The following is a 16,764-nucleotide window of genomic DNA, read 5'->3' on the forward strand; positions in this document are numbered from 1 at the left end:
CTCAGGGCAGTACAGCACCAAAATCGGGCGATGCGGTGAAATGGTTTGGCACAGTTGCACGCAAATGTTGCGAAAGCAGCTTGGTACTTGATCGTTCCCACGCTCCCGCGTGGGAATGCAGCCCGTGACGCTCTGCGTCACTGGACGCGGAGCGTCCCTAGAGGCATTCCCACACAGACGGTTCGACGCCTCGACGTGGGAACGATCAGCAAAACGCCAACCCGAAGGTTGGCGTTCTGTTCAGCTCAAGTGCGTTTCAGCGCGGTACGACCGGCTTGCGTGCCGGTTTCGGCCCTTTGCCTTTCGCCGCTTCCTTGCGCTCCTTGGCGGCCTGCTGGTTGCGGGCGAATGCCGCGGCCTTGGCCTGTTCACGCTTGTCCCAAGGATTGCCGCCGTCGCTGGCACGAGGTGGCAGACCGGTGTGCTGGGTAAGGATCTTGGTGGTCTTCTCTTTCGCGACCTTATGGCTGCCGGCCGGCGTCGAGTTCTTGCGACGGGCACTCTGGTAGCTGTCGGTGGCCGGCTGATGCAGCGGGATCAACTGGTGCTTGCCCGGCCCGATCAGGTCGCCACGGCCCATGCGGATCAGCGCTTCACGCAGCATCGGCCAGCCCTTCGGATCGTGATAACGCAGGAACGCCTTGTGCAGGCGGCGCTGCTCCTCGCTCTTGACGATGGTCACGCCGTCGCTCTTGTAGGTGACCTTGCGCAGCGGGTTCTTGCCCGAGTGATACATGGCGGTGGCCGAGGCCATCGGCGACGGATAGAACGCCTGCACCTGGTCGGCACGGAAACCGTTGCCCTTGAGCCACAGAGCCAGGTTCATCATGTCCTCATCGGTGGTGCCCGGGTGGGCCGCGATGAAGTACGGAATCAGGTACTGCTCCTTGCCCGCTTCCTTCGAGAACTTCTCGAACATGCGCTTGAAGCGGTCGTAAGTGCCGATCCCCGGTTTCATCATCTGGTTGAGCGGACCTTCCTCGGTGTGCTCCGGGGCGATCTTCAGATAACCACCGACGTGGTGGGTCACCAGCTCCTTGACGTATTCCGGCGATTCAACCGCGAGGTCGTAGCGCAGACCCGAGGCGATCAGGATCTTCTTCACGCCCGGCAGCGCACGGGCGCTGCGGTACAGCTGGATCAACGACGAGTGGTCGGTGTTCAGGTTCGGACAGATGCCCGGGAACACGCAGGACGGCTTGCGGCACGCGGATTCGATTTCCGGGCTCTTGCAGGCGATGCGGTACATGTTCGCGGTCGGGCCGCCGAGGTCGGAGATGACGCCGGTGAAACCTGGCACCTTGTCGCGGATCTCTTCGATTTCGCGAATGATCGACTCTTCGGAACGGTTCTGGATGATCCGGCCTTCGTGCTCGGTGATCGAGCAGAAGGTGCAGCCGCCGAAGCAGCCACGCATGATGTTCACCGAGAAGCGGATCATGTCGTAGGCCGGGATCTTTTCCTTGCCATACGCTGGATGCGGGACACGTGCGTAAGGCATGCCGAACACGTAGTCCATTTCTTCAGTGGTCATCGGAATCGGCGGCGGGTTGAACCAGACGTCGATCTCGCCATGCTTCTGCACCAGCGCGCGGGCGTTGCCCGGGTTGGTTTCCAGGTGCAGCACGCGGTTGGCGTGGGCATACAGGACCGGATCGTTACGCACCTTTTCCATCGACGGCAGGCGGATCACGGTCTTGTCACGGGTCATTTTCGGGCTGGCCAGGATCTGCACGACCTTGGCTTCCTGCGGATCATCGACAGGGCCTTTTTCCTGCTCGATGGCGCAAGCCGCCGTGTCCTGGGTGTTGACGTACGGGTTGATGATCTTGTCGATCTTGCCCGGACGGTCGATGCGCGTGGAGTCGACTTCGTACCAGCCCGCCGGGGTGTCACGACGGATGAACGCGGTGCCGCGCACATCGGTGATGTCTTCGATCTTGTGACCGTAGGACAGACGCTGGGCGACTTCGACAATCGCTCGCTCTGCGTTGCCGTAGAGCAGGATGTCGGCGCTGGCGTCGATCAGGATCGAGTTGCGCACGCGATCCTGCCAATAGTCGTAGTGGGCGATGCGGCGCAGGGAGGCTTCGATGCCGCCGAGCACGATCGGCACGTGCTTGTAGGCTTCCTTGCAGCGCTGGCTGTAGACCAGGCTCGCACGATCCGGACGTTTGCCGGCCATGCCGCCCGGGGTGTAGGCGTCGTCGGAGCGAATTTTTTTGTCCGCGGTGTAGCGGTTGATCATCGAGTCCATGTTGCCGGCCGCGACGCCGAAGAACAGGTTCGGCTCGCCGAGCTTCATGAAGTCGTCTTTGGACTGCCAGTCAGGCTGGGCAATGATCCCGACGCGGAAGCCTTGCGACTCCAGCAGCCGGCCTATGATCGCCATGCCGAACGACGGGTGATCGACGTAGGCATCACCCGTGACAATGATGATGTCGCAGGAATCCCAGCCAAGCTGATCCATCTCCTCCCTGCTCATCGGCAGAAATGGCGCCGGCCCGAAACATTCGGCCCAGTATTTTGGATAGTCAAATAACGGCTTGGCTGCTTGCATGTCGATGACCGGTGTTGAGGTGCAAAATCGCGGGCGCGGAATATAGCACAAAAAATGACCAATTCCGACGGCTGTGGTCGGAAATATCATGGGCTGTCAGACGAGGGCGGAGTTACTCGTCGTCGTCGAAGTTGTAACTGCCCGGCGCGAGGTTTTCGAAGCGCGTGTACTTGCCGATGAAGGCCAGGCGGATGAAACCGATCGGGCCGTTCCGCTGCTTGCCGATGATGATTTCGGCGATGCCCTTGTGTTCGGTTTCCGGGTGATACACCTCGTCCCGGTACACAAACATGATCACGTCGGCGTCCTGCTCGATCGCTCCGGATTCCCGCAAGTCGGAGTTCACCGGACGCTTGTTGGGACGTTGCTCCAGGGAGCGGTTGAGCTGCGACAGGGCAACCACGGGGCAGTTGAATTCCTTGGCCAGGGCTTTCAGGGATCGGGAGATCTCGGAAATCTCGTTGGTCCGGTTGTCACCACTGGAGCCGGGAATCTGCATCAACTGCAGGTAGTCGATCATGATCAGGCCGATGTCGCCGTGCTCGCGCACCAGACGCCGGGTCCGGGCACGCATCTCCGACGGGCTGATACCGGCGGTGTCGTCGATGAACAGCTTGCGATCGTTGAGCAGATTGACCGCCGAGGTCAGGCGCGGCCAGTCGTCGTCTTCCAGCTGGCCGGAACGCACCTTGGTCTGGTCGATCCGACCGAGGGACGACAGCATACGCATGATCAGCGATTCGCCTGGCATCTCGAGGGAGTACACCAGCACCACCTTGTCGCTGCGCAACACGGCGTTTTCCACCAGGTTCATCGCGAAAGTCGTCTTACCCATCGACGGACGGCCGGCGACGATGATCAAGTCGGCCGGTTGCAGGCCGCTGGTCTTCTCGTCGAGGTCGGTGTAGCCGGTGGACAGGCCGGTGATCGCATCCGAGGTGTTGAACAGCGTATCGATGCGGTCGATGGCCTTGGTGAGCAGGTCATTGACACCCACCGGGCCGCCGGTTTTCGGCCGGGCCTCGGCAATCGCGAAGATCTGCCGCTCGGCTTCGTCGAGGATTTCCTCGGCGGTGCGACCCTCGGGGTTGAAGGCGCTGTCGGCAATTTCGGTGCTGATACCGATCAGCTGACGCAACGTCGCACGCTGGCGGACGATCTGCGCATAGGCCTTGATGTTGGCGACGGACGGCGTGTTTTTCGCCAGCTCGCCAAGATAACCGAGGCCGCCGACCTGCGAGGTCTGACCTTCCTTGTCCAGTTGTTCGGCAAGGGTCACGACGTCGATGGGCAGGTTCTGATCGGCCAGTTTGGCGATCGCTCGGAAAATCAGACGGTGGTCATGTCGGTAGAAATCGCCGTCGGAGACTTGATCGAGCACCCGTTCCCAGGCGTTGTTGTCCAGCATCAGACCACCGAGCACGGCCTGTTCGGCCTCGATGGAATGCGGCGGCACCTTCAGCGCGGCGGTTTGCAGATCATATTGCTCGGGAGCGGAGATTTCGTTCATGGCCACTTTTTAATCAGGAAAAGCAGGGAGTGCAGAAAGACAAAGGGCACGACCTGTAAACAGGATCGTGCCCGATGTTAACCGTCTGCCGGACAAGCCGCCAGTCGATCAGGGTGTTGCTTAAGCTGCTACCACGACAACGCGTACGGTGGCTTCAACTTCGGCGTGCAGGTGCACAGCCACGTCGAATTCACCCACGTTGCGGATGGTGCCGTTCGGCAGACGAACTTCGCTTTTCGCAACTTCAACGCCGGAGGCGGTCAGTGCGTCAGCGATGTCGTGAGTACCGATCGAACCGAACAGCTTGCCTTCGTCGCCAGCGGTGGCAGTGATGGTCACTTCCAGCTCGGCCAGTTGGGCAGCACGGCTTTCAGCCGATGCTTTACGGTCTGCGGCGGCTTTTTCCAGCTCAGCGCGACGCTCTTCGAACGCAGCCAGGTTGGCAGCGGTCGCAGCGGTGGCTTTGCCGAAAGGCAGCAGGTAGTTACGGCCGTAACCGGCCTTAACGTTTACTTTGTCGCCCAGGTTGCCCAGGTTGGCGATTTTTTCCAGAAGGATCAGTTGCATGTGGAAATCCTCTTAACTTTTAACCTTCACCGTTCGCGTTATCGGTGTCTTTCGACACCCGACCGCGAAAATCAATCAGGCTGTCGACAATGGCCAGAACCACGAGCAACGGATAGATCAGCTGCATGAACAGCAACAGCGTCACGTACAACCCCACCAGCCAGAAACCGGCCAGTCGCCTTTGCGCCACCAGCCCGTGAATCAGGGCCAGCCCGGCGAACACCAGCGGTACACTGCACAACGGCGTCAACATGGCCATCTGTGCACCGAGGTTCGGGCCCAGAAGCATCAACGCCAGCAGTAACATCGCCAGCCCCAGCGGGATCCGGATGGCGCGAAACTCGCGACCAAAACCACCCGGGTTGTACAACAACGCCTGCCAGTACCGCCCGACAATCAGGCTCAGCACGCTGACGATCTGCAACAAGGCCGCAATCAGGCCGGTCAGGACCGGTGCGATCAGCGACGCGAAATGCGCCTGCTCGTCTACCGACAAATGTTGGTAGGCATCACCGAGAAGCGCGGGCATGACCTTTATCAAGGCCTGCGCCAGCATCTCGATCTGGGGCGCAAACGCCGCCCCGAGCACCACTGAAAACACCAGCCCCATGGCCACGCTGACCAGCAGCGTACGGACCCAGGACTCGCTTGCGCGCAACACCAGCGCAAGCCCCGAAGACCCCAGCAGCACCAGAAGCGCACGTGGGTCATCGGCATACAACCACCAGATCAATGCCGGCAGCAGTCCCAGCGACACGACGCCCAGGGCGTCGGCCAATCCGCGCCGCAGAAGCACCAGGCTTCCGGCGGCAGCACCCAACCAATACAACAACGGCAATGTTGCACACCCGGCCACTACAAGAGTGGCCTGCATACGGCCGCGCATGATGAACTCAGCTAAGGCACGCATGCATTCAATCCTTTGCTACTTGTCGACTGCCCGGTCTCAGCGGCCGTGGCTGTCGGTGTAGGCCAGCAGGGCCAGGAAGCGGGCGCGCTTGATAGCGGTGGCCAGCTGACGCTGATAACGAGCTTTGGTACCGGTGATGCGGCTTGGAACGATTTTGCCGGTCTCGGATACGTAGGCTTTCAGAGTGTTGAGATCTTTGTAGTCGATCTCCTTCACGTCTTCAGCGGTGAAGCGGCAGAATTTACGACGACGGAAGAAACGTGCCATTTGATAGGCTCCTTAAAAGGTCCGTGGATTACTCGTCAGCGTTATCGCTGTTGTCGCTGTCGCTATCGCTGTCATCGCCATCGGCGCTGCCATCGTGCTCAGGACGTTCGCGACGCTCACGGCGCTCACTGCGGTTTTCTTCAGCCTTGAGCATCTCGGACTGGCCGGTAACGGCTTCGTCGCGACGGATGACCAGGTTACGGATCACAGCATCGTTGTAGCGGAAGTTGTCTTCCAGCTCGGCCAGGGCCTTGCCGGTGCACTCAACGTTCAGCATCACGTAGTGAGCCTTGTGAACATTGTTGATTGCGTAGGCCAGTTGACGACGGCCCCAGTCTTCCAGACGGTGGATTTTGCCGCCGTCTTCTTCGATCAGCTTGGTGTAACGCTCAACCATGCCGCCGACTTGCTCGCTCTGGTCAGGGTGGACCAGAAAGATGATTTCGTAATGACGCATGAATGCTCCTTACGGGTTGTAGCCTGCCGCTCAAAAACGGTCAGACAAGGAGTGAATGACACTTATGGACTTGCTGGCGCGGGGCACATGCATGCCTGCCGCCACAGCAAGGGGCGCAATTGTAGAGAAGGGACTGAAGAGGTGCAAGGCAATTGGTGATTATTTGAACAGTCACCATTGCGGGTCACACCACAAAGCACTGCGGGAGCGAGCCTGCTCGCGATTGGGGGGAAACACTCAACAATGATGCTGAATGTAACTCCGCTTTCGCGAGCACGCCCGCTCCCACATTTTAATCGCCGTATGGCTCAAGGCTTTTTGGCAGCCGCCCTGGCCTTGGCACCGCGCTGGCGCTGGGCCTCGAACAGGCACACGCCTGTCGCCACGGAAACGTTGAGACTGCTGACGCTACCGGCCATCGGCAGGTGCACCAGGTAATCGCAATGCTCGCGAGTCAGGCGACGCATGCCTTTGCCTTCGGCACCCATGATCAGGATGGTCGGGCCGGTCAGGTCCTGGTCATAGATGCTGACCTCGGCCTCACCCGCCGTGCCGACAATCCACAACCCGCGTTGCTGGAGTTTTTCCAGGGTGCGCGCAAGGTTGGTGACGGCCACCAGCGGAATCACTTCCGCCGCGCCGCAGGCCACTTTACGCACGACAGGCGTCAGAGTGGCCGACTTGTCCTTCGGCACGATGACCGCCAAAGCACCGGCTGCGTCCGCCGAACGCAGGCACGCGCCGAGGTTGTGCGGGTCGGTCACGCCGTCGAGCACCAGCAACAGCGGCGCGCCCTCGGTGCGATCTAGCAGTTCGTCGAGCATCGCCTCGCCCCAGACCTGGCTCGGACTAACGTCCGCCACCACGCCCTGGTGCACGCCCTCGACCCAGGCATCCATTTCGCGGCGCTCGGCCTGACCGATCTGAACCCGGTTTTCGTTGGCCAGTTCAATGAGCGTCTGCACTCGCGGATCGTTACGGCTTTCGGCCAGCCAGATCTGCTTGACGCGCTTAGGGTGGTGACGCAGCAACGCTTCTACCGCGTGAACGCCGTAGATTTTTTCCAACTGACTCATGACTTCGCCTTCGGTTTACGTGCCCCGCCGCTTTTGGCTGGAGCGGAACCCGCTTTCGGCGGGCCCTTGCGGTGTTTACTCGGCTTGGCTGTCTTGCCGCCGGAGGCCTTGTCAGGCGCCGACCGTCCGGTCTTTCCCCCGGACGCCGCTTTACCACCGCTCTTGGCGTCGGCCAGCAAGGCCTTTTTCAATTCACGGCTTTTGCGCAGCTCGGCGTTTTTCGCCACGGCATCGCTCGGACGATAGGCCTCGACAGCTTTTTCCTTGGCCGGACGACGGCTGGCGGTTTTTGCCGGAGCTTTTTCTTCCACAGCCTTGGCCGCCGGAGCAGTCGCCTCGGCGCCACGCTTCTTGCGGCCGATCGGCGCGCTGATGGTTTTTTCAGCCATTTCGAAGTCGATCTTGCGCTCGTCGAGATCGACGCGCATGACGCGCACTTCAACGGTATCGCCAAGACGGAAGCTGCGACCGGTGCGCTCGCCCGCCAAGCGGTGGTGCACAGGGTCGAAGTGGTAGTAGTCGCCCGGCAGTGCGGTGACGTGCACCAGACCTTCGACGTAGATATCGGTCAGTTCGACGAACAGACCAAAACCGGTCACGGCAGTGATCACGCCCGGGAACGATTCGCCCACGCGATCCTTCATGAACTCGCACTTGAGCCAGTTCACCACATCGCGGGTCGCTTCGTCGGCACGGCGCTCGCTCATCGAGCACTGCTCGCCGAGCTGCTCCAGCGCTGCTTCGTCGTACGGATAGATGCGCGCCTTCGGAATGGTCATCGCGCCGGCACGACGAACGTGCGGGGTGTCCTGTTTCGAATGGATCACGCTGCGGATCGCCCGGTGCGTGAGCAGGTCCGGGTAACGACGGATCGGCGAGGTGAAGTGGGTATAGGCTTCGTAATTCAGGCCGAAGTGGCCTTCGTTCTGGGCGCTGTACACCGCCTGGCTCAGGGAGCGCAGCATCACGGTCTGGATCAGGTGGAAATCCGGACGGTCCTTGATGCTGGCCAACAGGGCCTGATAATCCTTCGGCGACGGGCCATCCTTGCCTTTGTGCAAGGACAGACCGAGCTCACCCAGGAACGCACGCAGTTTTTCCAGACGCTCCGGTGGCGGGCCGTCGTGGACGCGGTACAGCGCAGGGATCTCGTGCTTCTTCAGGAATTCGGCGGTGGCCACGTTGGCCGCCAGCATGCATTCCTCGATCAGCTTGTGCGCGTCGTTGCGGGTGGTCGGACGGATTTCGGCAATCTTGCGCTCGGAACCGAAGATGATCCGGGTTTCCTGCGTTTCGAAATCGATCGCGCCACGCACGTGACGGGCAGCCAGCAATACCTTGTACAGCGCGTAGAGCTGCTTCAGATGCGGCAAGACGTCGGTGTATTCACCACGAAGTTTGCGACCTTCGGCGGCCTTCGGCGTTTCCAGCATCGCACTGACCTTGTTGTAGGTCAGACGGGCGTGAGAGTGAATCACCGCTTCATAGAAGCAGTAGTCGGTCATTTCGCCGGACTTGGAGATGGTCATCTCGCAAACCATGGCCAGACGGTCGACGTGGGGGTTCAGCGAGCACAGACCGTTGGAGAGCTGCTCCGGCAGCATCGGCACCACGCGCTCGGGGAAGTACACCGAGTTGCCACGGACCTGGGCTTCGTTGTCCAGAGCCGAACCGATCTTCACGTAGCTGGAAACGTCGGCAATCGCCACGTACAACTTCCAGCCGCCGGAGAACAGGCGCAGTTTGCCGGGCTTGGCTTCGCAATAGACCGCATCGTCGAAGTCGCGGGCATCTTCGCCGTCGATGGTGACAAACGGCAGATGGCGCAGGTCGACGCGCTTCTCTTTGTCTTTCTCTTCGACTTCCGGCTTGAGCTTGCCGGCTTCCTTCAGAACGGCTTCAGGCCAGACGTGCGGAATGTCGTAGGTGCGCAGGGCGACATCGATTTCCATGCCCGGCGCCATGTAGTTGCCGACGACTTCGATCACATCGCCTTGCGGCTGGAAGCGCGGAGTCGGCCAGTGGGTGATTTTCACCTCGACGAACTGACCGATCTGGGCGTTGGCGTTGCGGCCCGGCGTCACCAGCACTTCCTGCTGGATCTTCGGGTTGTCCGCGACGACGAAACCGATACCGCCCTCTTCGAAGTAACGGCCGACGATGCTTTCGTGGGCACGGGACACCACTTCGACGATCACACCTTCGCGACGACCACGACGGTCCAGCCCGGAAACACGGGCCAGGGCACGGTCGCCGTCGAACACCAGACGCATTTGCGCCGGGCTCATGAACAGGTCGTCGGAGCCGTCATCCGGCACCAGGAAGCCGAAGCCGTCGCGGTGACCGCTGATGCGGCCGAGGATCAGGTCGAGCTTGTCCACCGGCGCATACGTGCCACGGCGGGTGTAGATCAGTTGAGCGTCGCGCTCCATGGCGCGCAGGCGGCGGCGCAGGGCTTCAATCTGGTCTTCCGTGGTCAGACCAAACTCTTCGACCAGTTGCTCGCGGGCAGCAGGCGAACCCCGATCAGCAAGGTGCTGAAGGATCAGTTCGCGGCTGGGAATAGGGTTTTCATATTTTTCCGCTTCACGAGCGGCCTCGGGATCGAGGGACTGCCAATCGGCCATTAGAGAGTTTTCACCTTGTCTATATGCGGGTTAGTTTGGCATAGGCGCCATCAAACGGGAAATTTCCGACTATATAAGGCGCGTCTGGAGCCTTGTATCGACGCCTGAAGGGCGTTTTGAACACCGCTGGTAAAAAAAACCATTTTTTTTGCTGGCAGGGGTTTACAGTTAAAAACACGCTCCGTATAGTGCGCGCCATCGACGACGTACACACGTTGGCGAGATGCCCAGGTGGTGAAATTGGTAGACACGCCAGCTTCAGGTGCTGGTGACCTTACGGTCGTGGAAGTTCGAGTCTTCTCCTGGGCACCAATTTCGAGTTTGAGACTAGATCAGTTTCAAGACCCACACAAAACCCGCGAAAGCGGGTTTTGTGCATTCTGCGCCCGGAATTTTTCTGAAAATGATTTATTAAAATCAAATCAGGGGTTTACAGATCAAAAGGCGCTCCGTATAGTGCGCCACATCAACGGCGGCAACGCTGAAGATGAAGCCCAGATGGTGAAATTGGTAGACACGCCAGCTTCAGGTGCTGGTGACCTTACGGTCGTGGAAGTTCGAGTCTTCTTCTGGGCACCAATTCAAATTCAAGGTCACGATCTTGAATTTCACAAAAACCCGCGAAAGCGGTTTTTTGCGTTTCCGGGGTCTGGAAAAGATGAATCCAAACGTCTACCAAACCTACCCTTTGCCCACAAGGCGCACTTGAGAAACAATATCGTTTATCATTGTTGCAAGTTTTTGCAATGCGACAGTGAGGAACCCTGCGAATGATGTTTCGAAATACCCTGCGCCGCGGCTTGACCTTCACCCTGCTCAGCCTGGCACTCGCCACTCCCCTCACCCAGGCTGCCGACGCGGTTTCCCTGACTCTCTATAACGGTCAGCACAAGGAGGTCGGCGACGCCATCGCCAAAGCCTTCGAAGCCAAGACCGGCATTCACGTCAATGTACGCAAGGGCAGCAGCAATCAGCTGGCCAGCCAGATCATCGAAGAAGGCGACCGCTCTCCCGCCGACGTCATCTACACCGAAGAATCCCCACCGCTGAACAACCTCGGCGAACTCGGCCTGCTGGCCAAGACCGACGACGCGACCCTGGCCGTTCTGCCGAAAGAATACGTCGCCGGCAACGGCACCTGGATCGGCGTCACCGCCCGGGTTCGCGTGGTGGCCTTCAACCCGAAACTGGTCGATGAAAAAGACCTGCCAAAATCGGTGCTGGATTTCGCCGACCCGCAGTGGCAAGGCAAGGTCGGTTTCGTACCGACCAGCGGCGCGTTCCAGGAACAGGCAGTCGCCATCATCAAGAAGCACGGTCGCGACGCCGCCGAAGAATGGCTGACCGGACTGCGCGCCTTCGGCAAGACCTACAGCAACAACATGGTCGCCCTCAAGGCTGTGGAAAACGGCGAAGTCGCCACCGTACTGGTGAACAACTATTACTGGTTCGCCCTGCAGCGGGAAAAAGGTCAGCTTGATTCGAAACTGCATTACTTCACCGGCGGCGACGTTGGCGGCCTGATCACCGTGTCCAGTGCAGCCGTGCTGAAATCCAGCAAACATCCAAAAGAAGCCCAGCAGTTCCTCGCCTACATGGCCAGCGAAGAAGGCCAGCGCGTCATCACCCAGACCACTGCCGAATACCCGCTGCATAAAGGCATGGAATCGGATCGCGGTCTCAAGCCGTTCAACGAACTGGAAGCACCGGATGTCACGCCCGCCGATCTCGGCAATGCCGAAGAAGCGCTGGAGCTGGAACGCGAAGTTGGCCTGAACTGATGACCACATCGTTATCCGCCCCCGCCACGCGCGGGGGTTACGTGCCACGGCGCAAGCGGCCGTCGATCTGGCTGGTGCTGCCGGTGTTGCTGCTGGTGGTCACGAGCCTGCTGCCGCTGGCCTACGTCGGCCTCAAAGCCTGGCAAGCGGGCTGGACCGAAGCGCTGCACTTGCTGTGGCGCCCGTACGTATTCGGCCTGCTGCGCAATACACTGGCGCTGATGGTTGGCGTGACGGTGACTTGTGGCGTGATCGGCCTGTCGCTGGCCTGGTTACTGGAGCGCAGCAACCTGCCGGGCCGGCGGCTGTGGGGCGTGATTCTTTGCCTGCCGTTCGCGGTGCCGGCGTTTGTCAGCAGCTTTACCTGGGTTTCGCTCAGCGCGCAGTTCGAAGGACTCGGCGGGGCGATCCTGGTGATGAGCCTGTCGAAGTACCCGCTGATCTTTCTGCCGGTAGCCGCCACGCTGCGCAATCTTGATCCCTCCCTTGAGGAATCGGCACGGACGCTGGGCCAGAATCGCTTGGGCGTTTTTTTCCGTGTCACCCTGCCCCTCCTCTGGCCTTCACTGCTGGCTGGTTCGCTACTCATTGCATTGCACATGCTGGTGGAGTTCGGCGCACTGTCGATCATTGGCCTGCAAACCTTCACCACCGCGATCTATCAGCAATTCGAACTGGAATTCAGCAATGCCAACGCAGCGATGCTGTCGGCGGTTTTGCTGGTGCTGTGCCTGATGCTGTTGTGGCTGGAGCTGCGCGTGCGTGGCAAGGGCCGCCATGTGCGTACCGGCCAGGGCGCGGCGCGTCGGGCTGAACAAGTGCGACTTGGGCCGTGGGCGATCGCAGGCCAGTTGTATTGCCTGATGCTGGCGGTTGTCGGCAGCGGGATTCCGCTGGGCATGCTGGCTTACTGGCTCGCCGTGGGATCGTCAGCGGCCTTTCCGGTGGCCGCAATCACTGAAGCCTTGCTGTCTTCACTGGCGCTATCGCTGGGTGGCGCGGGATTGTGTCTGGTGCTGGCGGTACCGGTCGGATTGCTGGTAGTGCGCTACAAAGGCCAACTGGCGATCTGGGCCGAACGCCTGCCCTATCTGCTGCACGCCCTGCCGGGACTGGTGATTGCCCTGACGCTGGTGTATTTCGCCCTGCATTACGTGCCGGTGCTGTACCAGACCTCCGCGCTACTGCTGATCGCCTATGCGCTGCTGTTTCTGCCGCTGGCTCAGGCACCGATCCGCACGGCGCTGAACAAGGCCGCACCGCAACTCGAAGAAGCCGCCCGCACGCTGGGCGCATCGTCGTTCACGGCGTTCTGCCGAGTGACCCTGCCAATCATCTTCCCGGCACTGGGCGCCGCCTTTGCGCTGGTGTTTCTGGATGCCATGAAGGAGTTGACGGCAACGTTGCTGCTGAGTCCGACGGGGCTCAACACCTTGGCGACGGAAGTCTGGGCGCACACCGCTAATGTCGAGTTTGCAGCGGCAGCGCCTTATGCGGCGTTGTTGATTGTGGTATCGGGATTGCCCGTTTACCTGCTGACGACCCGGATGTATTTGAGCCGATAAAAAAATCGCAGCCGAGGCTGCGATTTTTTTTGCCTGTCACATCAAGCCCGAAACTGCCCCAGACTCGCCTTGAGCTGCGCCGCCAGACCATCAAGCACCTTGCCGCTGGCCGTGGTTTCGACCACCGCCTGAGCGGCTTTCTCGGCCTGAGCATGAATCGTCTCGACCCGCCCACGCACTGCCTGCGCGCCCTGCGCCTGATGCGCCGCAGCCTGAGTCGCCAGCCCGATCGCCGCATGCACCTGCTCGACCGACGCCTGAACCGACTGCTGCAACCGCGCGCTGTCTCGCAGCACCAGCAAGCCTTCGCTGGCCTGACGCCCGGCCTGGCCGATCGCTTCCACCGCTTCACGGGCTCCCTGCTGCAAAGCCACAATGTGCGCCTGAATGTCGCCGGTGGAACTTTGGGTCTTGCTCGCCAACGCGCGGACTTCATCCGCCACCACCGCAAACCCGCGACCGGTCTCGCCCGCCCGGGCCGCTTCAATGGCGGCGTTGAGCGCCAGCAGGTTGGTCTGCTCGGCGATACCGTGAATCACGGTCAGCACCACTTCGATCTGTTCACTTTGCTGCGCCAGCCGTTCGATGACTTTCGCCCCGGTATCGACCTGTCCCGCCAACGCCTCGATAAGGCTGCCGACCTTCGCCGAAGTGCGAGTGTTCTCGTCGGTGGCCTGCCGAATATCCACCACCTGTTTCAACGCGGCCTGCATCGCATGGCTTTCCGACTGTGCTTCGTCGGCCATTTGCGACAGTGCCCGCAGACTTTCAGCCACTTCATCACGCTGCATCCCGGCCGCCGCATCGGCACCGGCGTTGCGCAGAGTCATGGCGCCGATTTCCACACCGGTACGCTGAGCCACATCCCCGGCCTCACGCACGATTGGCTGCAACTTATCCACAAAGCGGTTGACCGCCGAAGCCATGTCGCCGATTTCGTCCTTGCTGTTGATCTGCACACGCTTGGTCAGATCGCCCTCGCCTGCTGCCAGATCATCCATCGCCGCATTGAGCATTTTCAGGCGTTTGACCACTCGATGACCAAGCACGACCGCCAGCAGCAACAACACGCCGGCACCGACCAGCGCCAGGCCCATGCCGATGCGCCAGCGCAGGGTGGCTGCAGCATCCTGCACGGTACTGGTGGTGTTGGCCTTCATTTCGGCAGCCGTGGACTGCGCCGATTGCAAGCGCGCACGCATGGCGGTGGCACTGTCGGCCGCAGCGCCCTTGAGGCTGTCGCCGACCAGTTGATCGCTGCTGGCAATCAGCGCCGCGAAGCGCTGATCGAGTGCCGCCAGATCGGCTTCCACCGAAGCAGTCGAGACGCCCATCAATACCTTGCCGATCTCCACGCCATTGGGGTTGATCGAGGCTTCCAGGTAGTAGACCGACGGATCGTTCTTCGCCGCATCCAGCACTTTATCCAGTGCCCGCTCACCCTGGCCCTTTTCCAAAAGGGCCTTGTTGATCGGGTTTTCACGGTTGAGGTAGCGGGTCAGATGCTGGCCGGTGGCGTCGTCATACACCACGAACAGCACGTTGGGATTGCGCTGGGCCCGGCGGGCGAATTCGGACAGGGTCGGCACGTCGCTGTCCCACATGGCGCGAGGCGCCACCGAGGCCAGCAACTGAGCCATGTCATTGGCCGAATCCTTCAGGTCTTTTTCCAGCGTCGCACGCAACTGCGCCTGCTCGTCCTTCAGACGCGAGGAAAGACCGGCGGTCAGACGCTGACGGGTACTTGAGGACAGGTTGTCCAGGCTCAATGTGACTTCGCGCCCGGCCTGCTCCAGCTCACCGGACAATTTCTGGCTGTCGGCGCCCAGGCGGGTGCCGAGATCGGCTTCCAGCGCAGTCACGGTGCTCCGCGTCAGGGCAACGGCCACCAGCACTTGCACCAAAAGGGCGATACCAAGGGTAACGAACACGGGCCGCAACAGACGGCTTTGTAACAGTGAGAGAACGGCTGACACTTTGAATCCCTCTACTTCTGACGCCATTAATTTGATGGCACTCTTGTAGACAGAATCACAGCAAAGGTCATGCCGCCCAACAGGCATAAACGACAAAGGCCCCGATGAAGGGGCCTTTGTGTTTTTACATCAACGACTTATCAAGCGAACGGGTGGCGCAGAACGATGGTTTCGTTGCGGTCCGGGCCCGTCGAAATAATGTCGATCGGCGCGCCGACCAGCTCTTCGATGCGCTTGATGTAGTTGCGTGCAGCCTGTGGCAGCTCTTCCAGGGTCTTGGCACCCAGGGTCGATTCGCTCCAGCCCGGCATCTGCTCGTACACCGGCTCCAGGCCAATGTAGCTGTCAGCATCGGTCGGTGCATCGATCATGGCGCCATCAGCGTTCTTGTAACCCACGCAGATGTTGATGGTTTCCAGACCGTCCAGCACGTCCAGCTTGGTCAGGCACAGGCCCGAGATGCTGTTGACGTCGATGGCGCGACGCAGAATGTTGGCATCGAACCAGCCGCAACGACGGGCGCGACCGGTGGTGGCGCCGAACTCATGACCACGCTTGGCGAGGAACGCACCAACATCGTCGAACAGTTCGGTCGGGAACGGACCCGAACCGACGCGCGTGGTATAGGCCTTGGTAATACCGAGGATGTAGTCGATGAACATCGGGCCGACACCTGAACCGGTCGCGATGCCACCGGCAGTGGTGTTGGAGCTGGTCACGTACGGGTAAGTACCGTGGTCGATGTCCAGCAGCGAACCCTGAGCGCCTTCGAACATGATGTCCTTGCCGGCGCGACGCAGGTCGTGCAGCTCGGCGGTGACGTCGAGCATCATCGGCTTGAGCAGTTCGGCGTATTCCATGCACTCGTCCAGTGTCTTCTGGAAGTCGATGGCCGGCTCTTTGTAGTAATTGACCAGTACGAAGTTGTGGTAATCCAGCAACTCGCCCAGCTTGGCGGCGAAACGCTCACGGTGGAACAGGTCACCGATGCGCAGGCCGCGACGTGCAACCTTGTCTTCGTACGCCGGGCCGATGCCGCGACCGGTGGTGCCGATCTTCATCTCGCCACGGGCCTTTTCACGAGCCTGGTCCAGTGCCACGTGGTAGGACAGGATCAGCGGGCAGGATGGGCTGATGCGCAGGCGCTCGCGAACCGGTACGCCCTTCTCTTCCAGCTTGGTGATTTCCCGCAGCAGGGCGTCAGGTGCAACCACCACGCCGTTGCCGATCAGGCACTGCACGCCTTCGCGCAGCACGCCCGACGGGATCAGGTGCAGGACGGTTTTCTCACCGTCGATCACCAGGGTGTGGCCAGCGTTGTGGCCACCCTGGTAGCGCACTACGGCGGCAGCATGTTCGGTCAGCAGATCAACGATCTTGCCTTTGCCCTCATCACCCCATTGGGTGCCCAGGACTACGACATTCTTACCCATAACACTTGTCCTCATTCGCGCAAACTTGGTGCCGG

12 protein-coding genes and 2 tRNA genes are annotated in these 16,764 nt (G+C 60.7%); 4 read left to right on the forward strand and 10 right to left on the reverse strand.

The window, feature by feature from the left end; translation table 11 throughout:
- Nucleotides 1-256 precede the first annotated feature (256 nt).
- From AC1MDC_RS19290 to rnr, 8 genes are all read right to left on the reverse strand, one after another.
- Nucleotides 257-2,560 (reverse strand): YgiQ family radical SAM protein, encoded by a 2,304-nt coding sequence (locus AC1MDC_RS19290; protein ID WP_085701302.1) that lies wholly within the window; start codon nt 2,558-2,560, stop codon nt 257-259.
- Between the two features lie 112 nt (nt 2,561-2,672).
- Nucleotides 2,673-4,070, reverse strand: a complete 1,398-nt coding sequence (gene dnaB, locus AC1MDC_RS19295; protein WP_085701303.1) for a replicative DNA helicase — start codon at nt 4,068-4,070, stop codon at nt 2,673-2,675.
- A 120-nt stretch (nt 4,071-4,190) separates the two neighbouring features.
- Nucleotides 4,191-4,637: a 50S ribosomal protein L9 gene (gene rplI / locus AC1MDC_RS19300; RefSeq protein ID WP_003186385.1), complete on the reverse strand. Its 447-nt coding sequence runs from the start codon at nt 4,635-4,637 to the stop codon at nt 4,191-4,193.
- Between the two features lie 19 nt (nt 4,638-4,656).
- On the reverse strand, nt 4,657-5,547 hold the full coding sequence (locus tag AC1MDC_RS19305) for a YybS family protein (RefSeq protein WP_234206345.1): 891 nt from the start codon (nt 5,545-5,547) through the stop codon (nt 4,657-4,659).
- Nucleotides 5,548-5,583: 36 nt separating this feature from the next.
- Entirely contained in the window at nt 5,584-5,814 is a 231-nt protein-coding gene (rpsR, locus tag AC1MDC_RS19310; RefSeq protein ID WP_002551829.1) for a 30S ribosomal protein S18, read from the reverse strand.
- 28 nt (nt 5,815-5,842) lie between these two features.
- Entirely contained in the window at nt 5,843-6,271 is a 429-nt protein-coding gene (rpsF, locus tag AC1MDC_RS19315) for a 30S ribosomal protein S6 (RefSeq protein ID WP_007950702.1), read from the reverse strand.
- A gap of 308 nt (nt 6,272-6,579) precedes the next feature.
- Entirely contained in the window at nt 6,580-7,347 is a 768-nt protein-coding gene (rlmB, locus tag AC1MDC_RS19320; RefSeq protein WP_085701305.1) for a 23S rRNA (guanosine(2251)-2'-O)-methyltransferase RlmB, read from the reverse strand.
- Nucleotides 7,344-9,974 carry a ribonuclease R gene (rnr, locus tag AC1MDC_RS19325; protein ID WP_234206343.1) on the reverse strand — a complete coding sequence of 877 codons (2,631 nt, stop codon included), beginning with the start codon at nt 9,972-9,974 and terminating at the stop codon, nt 7,344-7,346. Before rnr ends, rlmB begins: the two co-directional genes overlap by 4 nt.
- Nucleotides 9,975-10,199: 225 nt before the next feature.
- On the opposite strand from rnr, the gene AC1MDC_RS19330 reads away from it, so the two are divergent.
- The 4 genes from AC1MDC_RS19330 to AC1MDC_RS19345 all read left to right on the forward strand — a co-directional run bounded on the left by AC1MDC_RS19330 (nt 10,200) and on the right by AC1MDC_RS19345 (nt 13,320).
- A tRNA-Leu gene (locus AC1MDC_RS19330) sits at nt 10,200-10,286 on the forward strand.
- A 180-nt stretch (nt 10,287-10,466) separates the two neighbouring features.
- Nucleotides 10,467-10,553 (forward strand) — tRNA-Leu (locus tag AC1MDC_RS19335).
- A 191-nt stretch (nt 10,554-10,744) separates the two neighbouring features.
- A complete protein-coding gene (locus tag AC1MDC_RS19340) occupies nt 10,745-11,755 on the forward strand; it encodes an extracellular solute-binding protein (protein ID WP_085703405.1) in 1,011 nt (336 codons plus the stop codon).
- On the forward strand, nt 11,755-13,320 hold the full coding sequence (locus AC1MDC_RS19345) for an ABC transporter permease (protein ID WP_480393508.1): 1,566 nt from the start codon (nt 11,755-11,757) through the stop codon (nt 13,318-13,320). Before AC1MDC_RS19340 ends, AC1MDC_RS19345 begins: the two co-directional genes overlap by 1 nt.
- A 41-nt stretch (nt 13,321-13,361) precedes the next feature.
- Here the strand turns inward: AC1MDC_RS19345 and AC1MDC_RS19350 are convergent, their stop codons facing one another.
- Entirely contained in the window at nt 13,362-15,296 is a 1,935-nt protein-coding gene (locus AC1MDC_RS19350) for a methyl-accepting chemotaxis protein (protein ID WP_480393509.1), read from the reverse strand.
- A gap of 140 nt (nt 15,297-15,436) precedes the next feature.
- Entirely contained in the window at nt 15,437-16,729 is a 1,293-nt protein-coding gene (locus AC1MDC_RS19355) for an adenylosuccinate synthase (protein WP_085701309.1), read from the reverse strand.
- Between the last annotated feature and the right edge of the window lie 35 nt (nt 16,730-16,764).

The organism is Pseudomonas sp. 1 (assembly GCF_056626735.1).